Origin of the sequence: Amycolatopsis thailandensis (assembly GCF_002234405.1) — a bacterium.
Classification (GTDB): Bacteria; Actinomycetota; Actinomycetes; order Mycobacteriales; family Pseudonocardiaceae; genus Amycolatopsis; species Amycolatopsis thailandensis.
On record NZ_NMQT01000063.1, the window covers coordinates 21,207 to 35,185 of the forward strand.

Genomic DNA, 13,979 nt, shown 5'->3' on the forward strand with positions numbered 1-13,979 from the left:
GCACGCCGGCGGCCGCCACCCGCGTTTTGCGGGACACTCGAAATCGTGGACGAGGAGCGCCAACGCGTGGACGTGATGTTGCTGGCCGGGACCCGGCCGGAGGCGGTCAAGCTCGCTCCGCTGGCACTGGCGCTGGCGGAGCACCCTCACCTGCGGCCCTTCGTCGTCCATAGTGGACAGCACCAGGGCATGGTCGAGCAGGCGCTGATCCCGTTCGGCCTGCCTGTCGACGCCTGGCTCGACACCCCGCCCAGGACCACCGGCACCCAGGCGGAACTGGTTTCCGGGCTGCTCCCGGCGCTCGACCAGGTGCTGCGCCGGGTCGCCCCGGCGGCGATCGTCGTCCAAGGTGACACGACGACGGGACTGGCGGGCGCGCTAGCGGCGTTCTGGCTGGGCATCCCGGTGGTGCACCTGGAAGCGGGGCTGCGCACGCACGATCTCGCCGCGCCGTTCCCCGAAGAGGGCACCCGGCAGATGATCTCGCGCGTCGCCGCCCTGCATCTCGCGCCGACACCGGGCGCCGCGGCCGCACTGCGCACGGAAGGTGTTCCACGCCAACGGATCGCGGTCACCGGCAACACCGTCGTCGACGCCGTGATCGCGATCGCCGAGCGTGATCTCCCGGCGCGGGACACCGCGCTGGCTCTGCTGGAGATGGAGATTTCCGAAGCGGGCGAACGTCTCGTCCTCGTGACTTCGCACCGGCGGGAGTCCTGGGGTGAGCCGCTGAGCCGCACGCTCGCGGCCATCGAACTGATCGTCGCCGAGCACAGCGACGTCCAGGTGTTGTTCCCGGTGCATCCCAATCCGGCCGTGCGGGAGCAGGTCGTGACCGCGCTCGGCGGGACGCCGCGGGTGACGATCACCGAGCCGCTCGAGTATCCCGATCTCGTACGCGCGCTGCGGCTGGCCGAGCTCGTCCTGACCGATTCCGGTGGTATCCAAGAGGAAGCGCCGACCTTCGGCACTCCCGTCCTCGTGCTTCGCGACGTCACCGAACGACGTGAGGCGATCGAGGCGGGCTGCGCCTGGCTGGTCGGGACGGACACCGGTCTCATCGCCGACACCGCGGCGAAGATCCTGCGCGGTGACTTCCATCCGACGCACGCCGGAAACCCTTATGGCGACGGCAATGCCGCCGCCTTGTCGGTGGCGGCGCTGGAAGAGCTGCTCAATCTCGCCCCGGCGCCGCGCACCGCCGCCGAATCGCGCTAGATCGAGACGATCTGGACCGGCAGCGCCGGATTCGCCGAGAAGTCGAGCGACGCCCGCGGCCGTCCGGCGGCGACCACGTGCGCACCGAGCGCGGCGATCATCGCGCCGTTGTCCGTGCACAGCCGCGGTCGCGGGACCCGCAGCGTGATCCCGGCTTCCGCACAGCGCTCGGCGGCGAGTTCGGACAGCCGCGAATTCGCCGCCACGCCACCGGAGATCACCAGCGTGTCCACGCCGTGTTCCTTGGCCGCACGGATCGCCTTCATCGTGAGCACGTCGGCGACGGCCTCCTGGAACGACGCGGCGACGTCGTCGACGGGGATCTCCTCACCGCGGCGCTCCGCGCCTTCGACCCAGCGCGCGACAGCGGTTTTCAAACCGGAGAAGGAGAAATCGAACTTGGCGTCACGCGGTCCGGTCATGCCGCGGGGAAACGCGATGGCCGCGCCGTCTCCGTTCTTGGCGGCCTTGTCGATGGGCGGGCCGCCGGGATACGGCAGGCCGAGGACGCGGGCGACCTTGTCGTAGGCCTCGCCGGCGGCGTCGTCCACAGTGGACCCGAGTTCGGTGATCTCGGACGCGATGTCGTCCACCAGCAGCAATTGCGTGTGCCCGCCCGAGACGAGCAGGGCGAGGCAGCGCTCCGGCAACGGGCCGTGCTGAAGCGTGTCGACGGCGATGTGCCCGGCCAGGTGATTGACTCCGTAGAGCGGGATGTCGAGCGCCGCGGCGTACGCCTTGGCAGCGGCGACGCCGACCAGGAGCGCGCCGGCGAGACCGGGCCCGGCGGTCACCGCGATGGCGTCCACATCGGACAGTTTCAGCCCGGCCTTCTCGAAGGCCCGCTCGACCGTCGGGACCATCGCCTCCAGGTGCGCGCGGCTCGCGACCTCGGGCACGACACCGCCGAAGCGGGCATGCTGGTCGACGCTGGAGGCGACCTCGTCGGCGAGGAGTTCGACCGTGTCGTCGTCGTGCAGGCGGACGAGACCGACGCCGGTCTCGTCGCACGAACTCTCGATGCCCATGATGATGCGCGGCATCAGCCCGCCACCTCGTCTCGGACCTGGGCCCGCGGGCGGGCCATCGTGTAGGCGTCGGCGCCGGAGGGCTGGTAATAGCGCTTCCGGAGGCCGACGCGTTCGAAACCGTGCCGCTCGTAGAGCGTGATCGCCGCGTCGTTGTCGGTGCGGACTTCGAGGAACACCGGCGCGGCGAGTTCGTCCGCGCGGGCGAGAAGGGCCTTCAGCAGCGTGGTGCCGATCCCGTTGCGCTGGCTGCCGGGGTCGACGCCGATCGTGTGGATGCTCGCCTCGTAGTCGCCGCGGCGGCCGACGACGGCGAGCCCGGCGTAGCCGATGACCTCGTCGCTTTCATCCGGACGGGCGACCAGGTAGTAGCCGCCGCCGTCGAGCTCCGCGTGGAAGGCGTAGGCGGTCCACGGCGAATCGCCGGGGAAGAGGATCTTCTCTATCTCGACACAGCGGGGGATATCCTTGCGGCGTAAGGGTTCCAGCCTCACGGCGTGGTCACCTTCTTGCGCGCGGCCGGTTCGACGGCGTCCGGGCGGCGGAGGTAGAGCGGGGTGAGCGGGGCGGGTTCACTTTGGAAGTCCTCGCGAGCGGCTTTGACCAGTCCGAGCGGTGACGGGAAGCGCGGCTCGATCGGCTGGACGCCGAGGGCGTCCGCGTAGAGGAGTGCGCCGTCACCCGCCGCGACCTTGATGGTCGTCTCGAGGTCGGCGGGCCGCTGGACGTGCGGGCCGTCGGCGCGGGAGCCGTCGGCGGCGTACGCGGCCCAGTAGACCTCGCGGCGCCTCGCGTCGGTGAGGACGAGGAAGGGCGCTTCGCCGGGGGCGACGTCGGCGGCGATCGCGTCGAGGCTGCAGACCGGGTGGGCGGGGATGCCGAGGGCGTGGGCGAGCGACGCGGCGGTGGCCATACCGGCGCGGAGGCCGGTGAAGGGACCGGGGCCGACGCCGCAGACGATGGCGTCGAGGTCGCGAAGCGTGGCGCCCGCGGCCTTGACGGCTTCCAGGGCGTGGGGCGTGATCAGCTCGCCGTGCGCGCGCGGATCGACCGTGACGCGGTCGCCGCGTGACTCGAGGACGTCGCCGTCCAGGGCGACGAGGCCCGCGGTGACCGCCGGGGTCGAGGTGTCGATGGCCAATACCAGCACGGTTACCCAGCCTACGACCAGCGCCCCGGATCGCGTTTAGCGGGCTAAACGCGATCGGGTGCCCAGGCCCGCTCCCCACCGTCGGAGCGCGATTAGCCCGCTAAAGTCGCTCCGCCCGGAGGCGGCCCTACCGCCCCGTGGCCCCGGCACCGGATCGCGATTAGGGGGCTAAAGTCGCTCGCCCTCGCCCGCCTGTCAGATCGCGTTTAGCGGGCTAAACGCGATCTGCGCGGCCGGAGAGACGAGGGCCGCCGGAGCGCGATTAGCCCGCGAAAGTCGATCTCGGCGCTGGGTGTGAAGCAGGTCGCAGGGTCAGGGAGGGCAGCGCGGTACGGTCCGGAGAGGGGCCCTCAGGTTCCACGCGCCCCGGCCGTCGGAGTCGAGCAGGAGGTCACAAGGTGCCCGATCGGTTGTTCCCCACCCTGGCGAGCGACTCCGACAAGGAGGCCCTCCGCTTCGGCGACACCTCCCTGACCCACGCCGATGTCGCGGCCGTCGCCGGCACGCTCGCCCGCGACCTGCCGAGCGGCCGCGTCGCCATCTGGGCCACGCCGACGGTGCACACCAGCATCGCCGTGATCGCCGCGCTGCTCGCCGGCGTCCCCGCCATCCCGCTCAACCCGAAGATCGGCGAGCGCGAACTCGCCCACATCCTCGCCGACAGCGAGCCGGTCCTCGTACTCGCCGAACCGGGTGCCGACCTCCCCGCGGGCCTCACCGATCTACCCCGCCGCGACATCGCGCTCGAAGGCACGCCCGGCGATCTCCCCGCGGAACCGGACGCCGAGGCCCCGGCGCTGATCGTCTACACGTCCGGGACGACCGGTCCGCCCAAGGGCGTCGTCCTCCCCCGCCGCGCGATCTCGACCACTCTCGACGCGCTCGAGGACGCCTGGGAGTGGACCTCCGACGACGTCCTCGTCCACGGTCTCCCGCTCTTCCACGTGCACGGACTGATCCTCGGCATCCTCGGGCCGCTCCGGCGCGGCGGCTCGGTCCGGCACCTCGGCCGCTTCTCCACCGAAGGCGTCGCACGCGAACTCGCCGGCGGGGCGACGATGATGTTCGGCGTCCCGACCATGTATCACCGCATCGCCGGCGAAGTCGGCGACGACCCGGCACTCGCCGAAGCCCTGCGCGGCGCCCGGCTGCTCGTCTCCGGATCGGCCGCGCTGCCCGTCCACGACCATCAGCGCATCACCGCGGCGACCGGCCAGCGCGTGATCGAGCGCTACGGGATGACCGAGACGCTCATGAACACCAGCGTCCGCGCCGACGGCGAGCGTGTCCCCGGCACTGTCGGAGTCCCTCTGAGCGGCGTCGATCTGCGGCTCGTGGACGAGGCGGGCAAAACGATCGAGGACCTGGAGACCGTCGGCGAGATCCAGGTCCGCGGTCCGAACCTGTTCACCGAGTACCTCAACCGTCCCGACGCCACCGAAGCCGCCTTCGACGACGGCTGGTTCCGGACCGGCGACATGGCGACCCGCGACGCGGCCGGCTACGTGAAGATCGTCGGCCGGAAGGCCACGGATCTGATCAAGAGCGGCGGCTACAAGATCGGCGCGGGCGAGATCGAGAACGCGCTGATGGAGCACCCCGGTGTCGCGGAGGTCGCGGTGACCGGCGAACCCGACGACGACCTCGGCGAGCGCATCGTGGCCTGGGTCGTGCCCGACGGGGAACGCCCGGCCGAGTCGGAACTCGCCGACCACGTTTCGCGGCTGCTGTCGCCGCACAAGCGGCCTCGGGTGGTCCGCTACCTGGAAGCGTTGCCGCGCAACGACATGGGCAAGGTCATGAAGCGGGCGCTCGGATGAGCAGGCCCTCGGCGCGATCGGTCATCGAGGAGATCGCGACCGGTTTCGAGGACCTGGATGTTTCGCGGTCCGATGAACCGGCCGACGGGCCGATCGAGTGGCCGGGCTACCGCGCGGCGCGCGAAGCCGCTGAGAAACGGACTGGCGAGGACGAGTCCGTGCTTTGCGGGACCGCCCGAATCGGCGACGTCGAAGCGGTGGTGATCGCCTTCGAGTTCGGCTTCCTGGGCGGGTCGATCGGGCAGCGGACCGGTGATCGCGTCGAGGCGGCGTTCGCGCGGGCAGTGGAGTCCCGGTTGCCGGTGGTGTCGCTGATCGCGACCGGCGGCAGCCGCATGCAGCACGGGATGCTCGCGCTTTCGCAGTTGCAGCGCATCGCTCGGGCGGCGGCCGGAGCCCGAGCGGTGCCGCAGATCTCGGTGCTGCGCGATCCGACCACGGGCGGCGGCTGGGCGACGCTCGGAGCGAGCGCCGACGTCGTTCTCGCGCTGCCCGAGGCGCAGGTCGGTTTCGCCGGCTCCCGGGTACGATCTGCCGACGCGCCCCCGGAGGCGTACACGGCTGAAGCGAAGCTCGCTTGGGGCCAGGTCGACGGCATCGTGCCGTCAGCCGACCTTCCCGCGACGCTGCAACGGTGGCTGCGGTTGCTGTCTTCTCCGACGACGGAGGCCGCTGAGCCGCCATCCGCTCTCGGGTCGGCGAACTTGCCTGAAAGCGGATGGGAAGCGGTTCAGACCGCGCGCGCCGCTGATCGGCCGAGGGCTGCCGAGTACCTCGACGCGTACTTCGACTGGCGTGAGGATGTCTCGGGCGACAGGTGCGGCGGAGTCGACTCCGGCGTCTTGTGCGGCTTCGGCTGGCGAGGCGGCCGTGCGATCGCGTACGCGGCGCAGTGCGGGACGCCGACGCTGCCGGCGGGGTTCCGGACGGCGGCGCGCCTGGTGAGGCTCGCGTCGAGGCTCGGGATCCCGGTACTCACCCTCGTCGACACCCCGGGCGCCGCGAACGACGCGGCGGCCGAACGGGACGGGGCCGGAGCGGCGATCGCGGAGTTGTTCGAGGCTGTCGCGAGCGCGGCCGTGCCGATCACGACGCTGGTGATCGGGGAAGGCGGTTCCGGCGGCGCGCTCGCGTTCGCGGCGCCGGGGTCGACGTGGGTGGCGCCCGGCGCGTACTTCTCGGTCACCTCGCCCGAGGCGGCCGCGGCGATCCTCAAGCTGCCCGCCGACGAGGTCCCCGCTCTCGCGGACCGGCTGCGGTTGCGCCCCCAGGACCTGGTCGCCCTGGGAATCGCGCGCTCCGTCGTCGAGCCCGCGGATCGCGTTTAGCGGGCTAAACGCGATCCGGGCGGGTTCATTGAAAAATCACCGAATACATTCGATTCGAAGGTAAGCGACAAACGGTCGAAGATCGGCGCTGAACGGGCACGCCATGCCGAGCATGACCATCTGCATGTGCGAATGCAGGTTTCGAACGTCCGATACTGAACAGTTCTCTCAGCGCCGACAATGCTAATTCACTTGATAGAGTGAGCTCGGACAACTCTGAGTATGGCCAGCTCCCGCCAACTGCCTAAAGAGACCTTGAGTCGCGTCGGCAACTACTCTTTCGAGTTACCACGTTGGGATCCGACGACCTGGGGTGAAGTGCGCCGACCGCTCGGCGCAGGATCCAGCAACCTTTCACTTACCGCCCCGTAGGTCCGGAAAGTTCGTCCACAATGGCTTGTGTTGCGACTGAGCAACAAACGAATGCCGCAAAACAAAGGAAGCGGCTCCCCAGGCACGGGGAGCCGCTTTGAAGTTCAACAGCTCCACCAACCCGAAAAGTCTTATGGAGGCGTCAAACATGACCAGCGTAGCGCCGTGTTCCGGCGGTATGCCAGAGGAGCCACCCCAGCCGCAGGCGATGACCCCGGATACGAACCAGGATCACCGCGACGGGTGTCACCCGGCAGAAGTCACTCTCGACGAATTGCTCGACCTGGCAGGCGAACCGGTCGGCATGGTCACCGACCCCGCGTGCCGTCGCGTGCATCTGCGCCCCGCGGCCCAGTGGCCCGACTTCTGGCGAAGCACGTTCTTCGGCAGCAAGGAGAACAGCAGGCGTGTCCTGCTCTACTGGTTCGCCTTGATCTCCGCGCTTCTCGCGCTGGCCGTGGTCGCGCCGCCCGCCGCTCAAACCGGCGTGATCGGCCTGTGCGGCTTGTGGTGGCTCCACCGCCGGCGCGGACCGCGAGCCGAACCGGCCGCCGTCTAGAGAAGCAGGATGCGCATGCCGCTGTGGCTACCAGCGGCATGCGCACCCCCAAGCCCGCTTGGGGCATGGACGAGACGCTTCGCCGGAGCGGCCCTGATGCGGCATCCGGGTGAGATCGCGTTTAGCGGGCTAATCGCGATCCGGCGGCACCCGTCGCGTTTAGCGGGCTAAACGCGATCCGGTCGCACAGATCGCGATTAGGGGGCTAAACGCGAGTCGGCCGAGCGCGTCGCGATTAGCCCGCTAAACGCAGGTCAGGCGTGCGGGACGCCCAGGTGCCGTGTGGCTCCAGGGTGACCTCGCGGACGTCGTCCTCGCGGCGATCCAGGCGCACGACGAGGTAGTCGTCCGAAAGGCGCTCCGCGGCGCCCTCGCCCCATTCGACGACCAGGGCGGATCGCTCCAGTTCGGTGTCGAGGTCCAGGTCGTCCAGCTGCGAGAGATCCCCGCCGAGCCGATACGCGTCGACGTGCACCAGAGCGACCCCTGCCTCGCCGGCCGGATGCACACGGGCGATCACGAACGTCGGCGAGCTGACGCGTCCGCCGACGCCGAGACCATCCGCGATCCCGCGGGTCAGCGTCGTCTTGCCCGCCCCGAGCGGCCCGGCGAGCAGCACGAGGTCACCCGCGCGCAGCGAGCGCCCGAGCGCGCGCCCGAAATCCATGGTCGACTCGGGAGTCGGGAAAGCGAAGTTCATCAGCGTTGCCACCACCAGGTTCGCCGTTCGGAAGTCTCACCATCGGTGCCCGTGCACCGTTGCACCAAGTCGATCAGGTGGCTGTTCACCAGTTCGGGTTGTTCCAGCTGCACCATGTGTCCCGCGCCGCGCACGCGCACCAGCTCCGCGTCCGGCAGCTCCGAGGCGATCCGCTCGGCGTGCGCGATCGGCGTGAACCGGTCGGAATCCCCGCCGACGACCAGCACATGCGCGTGCTTCAGCCCAGCGAGCGCGGCGTACCGGTTGTGGCTGCCGAGGGTGTCGACGAAGTTCACGAGCCCGCGCACCGGCGTCACTTCGAGCATTTCCAGCATGAAATCGACCAGTCGCGGAGACACGTCACGGCTGCCGAAAGCCAGCCTGCGCACAGCCTGCCGAGTCAGCTGACCGCCGGCCGCGCGCACGAATTCGACGAGTCCCGGCTGCCAGCCGGCCAGTCCGCCGACGCCTCGCGTGAGCGGGTTGTACTTCGAGAGCAGTGATCTCGGCAGCCCGCGAGCGCCGACCTCGCCCGCCGCGGTCGCGATGAACGCGACGCCGCCGACGCGGTCGTCGAACAGCTCAGGATGCTCCGCGGCGAGCTCCATGATCACCATGCCGCCCATCGAGTGCCCCATGAGCACGATGGGCCCGTCCGGCACCACCGAGCGCAGGACCATGTCGAGGTCGCGCGACAGCTGTTCGATGGTGCTGGTTTCGGCGGTCGCGGCGCCGGATTGCCCGTGCCCGCGATGGTCGTAGTAGACCTGACGCACCCGAGGCAGCTTCAGCGACGCGAGGTCTCGCCGCTGGAAATGCCAGCAGCGCTTCGACAACGCGAAACCGTGCACGCCGACGACGGTCAGCTCCGGTTCTCCCCCATCGGCCGGATCGATCTCCTCGACCGCGAGCGGCGTGCCGTCCTCCGCCGCCACTGTCGACGTCCGATCTGGTTCAAGATCCCCCAACGGCTCGTCCACGAACGGATCCTCACTCTGCCGCCGCTGCTGTGCGGCGACGGCGATCGCGGCGGCGGTGCCGGTGGCGACCGCCCCGACGCCGCCGACGATGGCCAGCAGTCGTCGTGAAGGTGTCACGAGCCCACCTCCAGATACGTCCGGTGGATCCGCGGCCGGTACATCGAGGTCACGATCTCGTAGTCGATCGTCCCCAGCTTGTCGGCCCATTCCCGGGCCGTGGGCTCACCGAAAGCGCCCTGGCCGAAGAGGATCACTTCGCTGCCGACAGCCGGTTCGTCGTCTCCGCAGTCGACGATCAGCTGATCCATGCAGACGCGGCCGACGACCGGCCTGCGTTTTCCGCCGAGCAGGACGTCCATTCGTCCGGAAAGCGACCTCGGCACGCCGTCGGCGTATCCGACCGGGACGAGGGCGAGGGTGGTGTCGCGCTCCGCCGTCCAGGTGTGGCCGTACGAGACCGATTCACCGGACGCGATCCGCTTGGTGAGGACGACCGACGACTTGAAGGTCATCGCCGGGCGCAGGTCGTCGTCGGTGGGCACAGGGTTCAGCCCGTAGATCGCGATCCCAGGGCGCACGAGGTCGAAGTGCAGGTCGGACCTGGTCAGCACGGCGGCGGAGTTCGCGATGTGCCGCATCGGGTTCAGGCCAGCCGCGCGGGCGATGTCGTAGGCCTCGTCGAACCGCTTCGCCTGCGCGTCGATGGAGGGGTGGCCGAGGTCGTCGGCGCAGGCGAGGTGCGACCAGATCGCGACGACCTCGATGAACGGCTGCGCGGCTGCGGCTGCCTCGACCAGCGCGGGCCATTCCGCAGATGGGCAGCCGTTTCGGGACAGTCCGGTGTCGATCTTGAGGTGCACCCGCCCGATCGCGTTTAGCCCGCTAAAGTCGCGCGCCCGGCGCACGCCGTCGGCCACGCGGGCAAGCTCCTCGAGGGAGCTGACGGCGACGTCGATGTCTTCGGCGATCGCGGGCGCGAAGTCGGCTTCGGGAGTGTCGAGCCAGCTGAAGAGCCGGACCCCGATGCCCGCGCGGCGCAGCGCGAGCGCCTCGCCGAGGGAGCAGGTGCCCAGCCAGGTGGCCCCGCCCTCGATGGCGGCACGGCCTACTTCGAGCGCTCCATGGCCGTAGCCGTCGGCCTTGACGACGGCCATCGTCTGGGCGCCGGGGGCGCGGGAGGCGAGCAGGGCGACATTGTGCCGGATGGCGGACAGGTCGATGACGACCTCGGCACGCGGGAAACTGGCGGTCATAACGACCACCAGTTTCCCACGAACGGGCTCAGGACAGGCGCGCCCCGTCGGTGGCGGAGAACACGTGCAGCTCGTCGGGACGGATCCGCAGGTGCAGGGTGTCGCCCATGGCCGGCGGCGTGCGCGGGTCCACACGGGTCACGACGTTCGACTTCGTGCCTTCGGCGTCACTCTCGGCGAGCTTGCCGTAGACGTACGCGTCCGAGCCGAGCTCCTCGACGAGGTCGACCTTGATCGGCAGCGTGCCGTCTTCGCTGGTGGTCACCTCGAGCGACTCCGGGCGGAAGCCGAGGGTGACCGTGTCGCCGTCGGCCTTGGCAAGGATCTCGCGGGTCAGCGGCACGCGAGCGCCGCCCAGCTCGGCACCGTCTTCGGTGAGCTTCGCGGTGACGAGGTTCATCGCGGGCGAGCCGATGAACCCGGCGACGAAAGCGTTTGCGGGCTTGTCGTACAGGGCTCGCGGGGTGTCGCACTGCTGCAGGAGACCGTCCGAGAGCACGGCGACCCGGTCACCCATCGTCATGGCCTCGACCTGGTCGTGCGTGACGTACACGGTGGTGACGCCGAGGCGGCGCTGGAGCGCGGCGATCTGCGTACGGGTGGAGACACGCAGCTTCGCGTCGAGGTTCGACAGCGGCTCGTCCATCAGGAAGACCTGCGGCTCACGCACGATGGCGCGGCCCATCGCGACACGCTGGCGCTGACCGCCGGAGAGCGCCTTCGGCTTGCGGTCGAGGTACTGCTCGATGTCGAGCAGCTTGGCCGCGTCGAGCACCTTCTGCTTGATCTCCGAGGCCGGGCGGCCCGCGATCTTCAGCGCGAAGCCCATGTTCTGGCCGACGGTCATGTGCGGGTACAGCGCGTAGTTCTGGAACACCATCGCGATGTCGCGGGCACGCGGCGGCAGCTGCGTGACGTCACGGTCGCCGATCCAGACGGCGCCTTCGTCGATGTCCTCGAGGCCGGCGAGCATCCGCAGGCTGGTGGACTTGCCACAGCCGGAAGGCCCGACCAGCACGAGGAACTCGCCGTCGGCGATCTCGAGGTCGAGTGCGTCCACAGCGGGCCGCTCGGAACCCGCGTAGCGCCGGGTCGCCTTGTCGTAGGTGATCGTGGCCATCGGTTCAGTCCTCTTTCGGTTTCGCGGAAATGCCGTGCCCGAGTTCGCGGGCTTCGAGATGCCGTTGCTGGATCCGGTGCCCCTCGGCGCGGTCCGCCTCGGTCGGCTCGAGTGGGGTGTAGCCGTGGTTTTCCTGCCAGCGGGGAGGTTCCGTGCTGGAAGCGAGGGCCCAGGCCGCCTGTCGCGCGGCACCGACCGCGACGTATTCGGCGACCTCGGGGACGACGACGGGCACGCCGAACACGATCGGCGCGACCGCGCGGACGGCGGCCGACTGCGCCCCACCGCCGATCAGGAGGACCCGGCGGACTTCGAGCCCCTGGTCACGCAGGGCGTCGAGACCGGCGGCGAGTCCGCACAACATGCCTTCGACGGCGGCGCGGGCGAGGTTCCCGGGCGTCATGTTCGCGCGGGTCAGGCCGAAGAGCGTGCCCTTGGCGTCCGGGAGGTTCGGCGTCCGCTCACCGTCGAGGTACGGCAGGAAGGTGAGGCCACCGGCGCCGGGCTCGGCGGCGAGCGCCAGCTTGTCGAACTCCGCGAGCTCGACACCGAGCATCGCGGACGTGGCGGTGAGGACGCGGGCGGCGTTGAGCGTGCAGGCCAGCGGGAGGAAACGGCCGGTGGCGTCGGCGAATCCCGCGACGATGCCCGAGGGGTCGGCGCTCGCGGTCTCGGAGACGCCGAAGACGGTGCCGCTGGTGCCGAGCGAGACCACGACGTCGCCGGGAGCGAGTTCGAGACCGAGCGCGGCGGCCATGTTGTCGCCGGTTCCGGCCGAGACCAGGATCCCGTCCGGGGTGTGGCCCGCGGCTTCGGCGGGGCCGATGACCTTGGGCAGTTCGGGGGTCCGGCCGCCGAAGGCGTGCGCGAGCAGGTCCTGGCGGTAGGTGCCGGTGGACGGCGAGAAGTAGCCGGTGCCGGAGGCGTCGCCGCGGTCGGTGACCGGTTCGGCGCCCTCACCCAGGAGCCGCCAGGTCAGCCAATCGTGCGGCAGGAGCACGCGGGCGACGCGATCGGCCAGCTCGGGCTCGTTTTCCGCCATCCACCGCAGCTTTGTGACGGTGAAGCTGGCGACCGGCAGCGACCCGACGGACTTCGCCCAGTTCTCGGGGCCGAGTTCGCCGCCGAGGTCTTCGGCCGCTTTCGCGGACCGGGTGTCGTTCCACAGCAACGCGGGCCGGACGACCTCGCCCGCTTCGTCGAGGGTGACCATGCCGTGCTGCTGACCGCCGACGCCGATGGCGCCGACACCGTCGAGCAGACCGTCGGTGGCCTCGTGGAAGGCGTCCCACCACGCGGCGGGAGCGACTTCGGTGCCTTCGGGGTGCGAAGCGCGGCCTGTGCGGACGATCTCGCCGGTTTCCGCGTCGCAGACGACGACCTTCGTCGACTGGGTCGACGAGTCGATTCCGGCGACCAGGTCAGATTTCATATTCCGGCCCCTCCGGATCGCATTCGACCTGCTCGATGGCCGTTCCCGCGTTCAGCGCCGCCTCGATCTCCTCGGTGGGCGTCAGATCGTCGGTGATCAGGAGGTCGTAGTCGCCGATGTCGCCGTGCGCGAAAGTGGCTGTGCGGCCGAACTTGGAGTTGTCGACGACCAGCACGTTGTGGCTCGCGGTGCGCAGCGCGGCCTGCTTGAGCGCGGCGTAGTCCTGGACCGGGTGGAACAGGCGACCGACCGCCACCGCGGCGACCGAGACGAACGCGATGTCGGCGTGCGTGCGATCGAGGAAGGCGAGGACGTCCGGGCCGGCGCAGGAGTCGTACTCGTGGTGGTAGCGGCCGCCGGCGAGCACGACCTCGACGCTCTTGACCGGCCCGAGGATGCGGGCGGCTTCGAGCGAGTTGGTGATGACGGTGAGGTCTTCGATCCGGCCCAGGCGGCGGACGAGCGGGAAGAGCGTCGTCGAGTCGTCGACGAAGACCGTCTGGCCGGAGTGGACGTGCGCCGCGGCGGCCTCGCCGAGGGTGTCCTTCGTGGCCTGGTTGAAGGTGTCGCGGAAGCGGGCGGCCGACTCCATGGTCGTCGCCGGGTAGGCCTCGACCTTGCCGCGGAGTTTGCGGAGGAGGCGGCGCTCGGCGAGGTCGTCGAGGTCGCGGTGCATCGTCATCAGGCTGACGCCGAACCGGGCGGTGAGGTCGTCGATGCGGACCTCGCCGGTGGCGATGACGTGGTCGAGGATCTCCTGGCGCCGGTGCTCGACGGCGGCGTCCGAAGGCCTGGTCTTAGACATGGGCGACACCGTTCACGACCCGGACCATCGCGGTCTCGGCGGGGCGGGTGTCGGCGCTCACACCTGCTTCTTACCAGATTATTCGCCAGGAGTTAACACGTAACTCGATAACTCTCGCATTTCTCCTCGCTTCTCCCTGCGGCCCGCCGACTTGCGTTTAGCCCCCTAAACGCGCTCTGCGGGCGGGTGCCATCAGAGCGCGTTTAGGGGGCTA

The 13,979-nt window shown here is 70.0% G+C and carries 13 protein-coding genes; 4 read left to right on the plus strand and 9 right to left on the minus strand.

The window, feature by feature from the left end; all coding sequences use genetic code 11:
- Window positions 1–66: 66 nt before the first annotated feature.
- Window positions 67–1,218 (plus strand): non-hydrolyzing UDP-N-acetylglucosamine 2-epimerase, encoded by a 1,152-nt coding sequence (gene wecB / locus CFP71_RS18405; protein ID WP_093935099.1) that lies wholly within the window; start codon window positions 67–69, stop codon window positions 1,216–1,218.
- On the opposite strand, the gene tsaD is transcribed toward wecB, so the two are convergent.
- Genes tsaD through tsaB form a run of 3 tightly spaced genes read right to left on the minus strand, consistent with a single transcriptional unit; the run spans window position 1,215 to window position 3,396 of the window.
- Window positions 1,215–2,261, minus strand: coding sequence for a tRNA (adenosine(37)-N6)-threonylcarbamoyltransferase complex transferase subunit TsaD (tsaD, locus tag CFP71_RS18410; protein ID WP_005153780.1), 1,047 nt, complete (start codon window positions 2,259–2,261; stop codon window positions 1,215–1,217). The genes wecB and tsaD overlap by 4 nt on opposite strands.
- Window positions 2,261–2,740, minus strand: a complete 480-nt coding sequence (gene rimI / locus CFP71_RS18415) for a ribosomal protein S18-alanine N-acetyltransferase (RefSeq protein WP_093935100.1) — start codon at window positions 2,738–2,740, stop codon at window positions 2,261–2,263. Before rimI ends, tsaD begins: the two co-directional genes overlap by 1 nt.
- On the minus strand, window positions 2,737–3,396 hold the full coding sequence (gene tsaB, locus CFP71_RS18420; protein ID WP_093935101.1) for a tRNA (adenosine(37)-N6)-threonylcarbamoyltransferase complex dimerization subunit type 1 TsaB: 660 nt from the start codon (window positions 3,394–3,396) through the stop codon (window positions 2,737–2,739). Before tsaB ends, rimI begins: the two co-directional genes overlap by 4 nt.
- Window positions 3,397–3,794: 398 nt before the next feature.
- Here tsaB and CFP71_RS18425 point away from each other — a divergent pair, with 398 nt between their 5' ends.
- The 3 genes from CFP71_RS18425 (at window position 3,795) to CFP71_RS18435 (ending at window position 7,475) form a co-directional block, all read left to right on the plus strand.
- Window positions 3,795–5,216, plus strand: coding sequence for an acyl-CoA synthetase (locus CFP71_RS18425; protein WP_093935102.1), 1,422 nt, complete (start codon window positions 3,795–3,797; stop codon window positions 5,214–5,216).
- On the plus strand, window positions 5,213–6,544 hold the full coding sequence (locus CFP71_RS18430) for a carboxyl transferase domain-containing protein (protein WP_093935103.1): 1,332 nt from the start codon (window positions 5,213–5,215) through the stop codon (window positions 6,542–6,544). Before CFP71_RS18425 ends, CFP71_RS18430 begins: the two co-directional genes overlap by 4 nt.
- Window positions 6,545–7,064: 520 nt before the next feature.
- Window positions 7,065–7,475: a hypothetical protein gene (locus CFP71_RS18435; protein ID WP_143267111.1), complete on the plus strand. Its 411-nt coding sequence runs from the start codon at window positions 7,065–7,067 to the stop codon at window positions 7,473–7,475.
- Between the two features lie 235 nt (window positions 7,476–7,710).
- Here the strand turns inward: CFP71_RS18435 and tsaE are convergent, their stop codons facing one another.
- From tsaE to CFP71_RS18465, 6 genes are read right to left on the minus strand one after another with little or no spacing between them, the layout of a single operon-like run.
- The gene (gene tsaE / locus CFP71_RS18440) at window positions 7,711–8,175 is read right to left on the minus strand and encodes a tRNA (adenosine(37)-N6)-threonylcarbamoyltransferase complex ATPase subunit type 1 TsaE (RefSeq protein WP_167406171.1); all 465 of its coding nucleotides are present in this window, start codon (window positions 8,173–8,175) and stop codon (window positions 7,711–7,713) included.
- Window positions 8,175–9,272, minus strand: coding sequence for an alpha/beta fold hydrolase (locus CFP71_RS18445; RefSeq protein WP_167406172.1), 1,098 nt, complete (start codon window positions 9,270–9,272; stop codon window positions 8,175–8,177). The genes tsaE and CFP71_RS18445 overlap by 1 nt, the downstream gene beginning before the upstream one ends.
- Entirely contained in the window at window positions 9,269–10,408 is a 1,140-nt protein-coding gene (gene alr, locus CFP71_RS18450) for an alanine racemase (protein ID WP_093935105.1), read from the minus strand. The genes CFP71_RS18445 and alr overlap by 4 nt, the downstream gene beginning before the upstream one ends.
- Before the next feature lie 28 nt (window positions 10,409–10,436).
- Window positions 10,437–11,528 (minus strand): ABC transporter ATP-binding protein, encoded by a 1,092-nt coding sequence (locus CFP71_RS18455; protein ID WP_093935106.1) that lies wholly within the window; start codon window positions 11,526–11,528, stop codon window positions 10,437–10,439.
- A 4-nt stretch (window positions 11,529–11,532) separates the two neighbouring features.
- Entirely contained in the window at window positions 11,533–12,960 is a 1,428-nt protein-coding gene (gene xylB, locus CFP71_RS18460; protein ID WP_093935107.1) for a xylulokinase, read from the minus strand.
- Window positions 12,950–13,765, minus strand: coding sequence for a DeoR/GlpR family DNA-binding transcription regulator (locus CFP71_RS18465; protein ID WP_093935108.1), 816 nt, complete (start codon window positions 13,763–13,765; stop codon window positions 12,950–12,952). The genes xylB and CFP71_RS18465 overlap by 11 nt, the downstream gene beginning before the upstream one ends.
- Between the last annotated feature and the right edge of the window lie 214 nt (window positions 13,766–13,979).

Bases quoted from the DNA above. Each gene is read 5' to 3' on its own strand.
- tsaD (WP_005153780.1), bottom strand. From the start codon at position 2,261: ATGCCGCGCATCATCATGGGCATCGAGAGTTCGTGCGACGAGACCGGC.
- CFP71_RS18430 (WP_093935103.1), top strand. From the start codon at position 5,213: ATGAGCAGGCCCTCGGCGCGATCGGTCATCGAGGAGATCGCGACCGGT.
- CFP71_RS18435 (WP_143267111.1), top strand. From the start codon at position 7,065: ATGACCAGCGTAGCGCCGTGTTCCGGCGGTATGCCAGAGGAGCCACCC.
- tsaE (WP_167406171.1), bottom strand. From the start codon at position 8,175: ATGAACTTCGCTTTCCCGACTCCCGAGTCGACCATGGATTTCGGGCGC.
- alr (WP_093935105.1), bottom strand. From the start codon at position 10,408: ATGACCGCCAGTTTCCCGCGTGCCGAGGTCGTCATCGACCTGTCCGCC.
- CFP71_RS18455 (WP_093935106.1), bottom strand. From the start codon at position 11,528: ATGGCCACGATCACCTACGACAAGGCGACCCGGCGCTACGCGGGTTCC.
- xylB (WP_093935107.1), bottom strand. From the start codon at position 12,960: ATGAAATCTGACCTGGTCGCCGGAATCGACTCGTCGACCCAGTCGACG.
- CFP71_RS18465 (WP_093935108.1), bottom strand. From the start codon at position 13,765: ATGTCTAAGACCAGGCCTTCGGACGCCGCCGTCGAGCACCGGCGCCAG.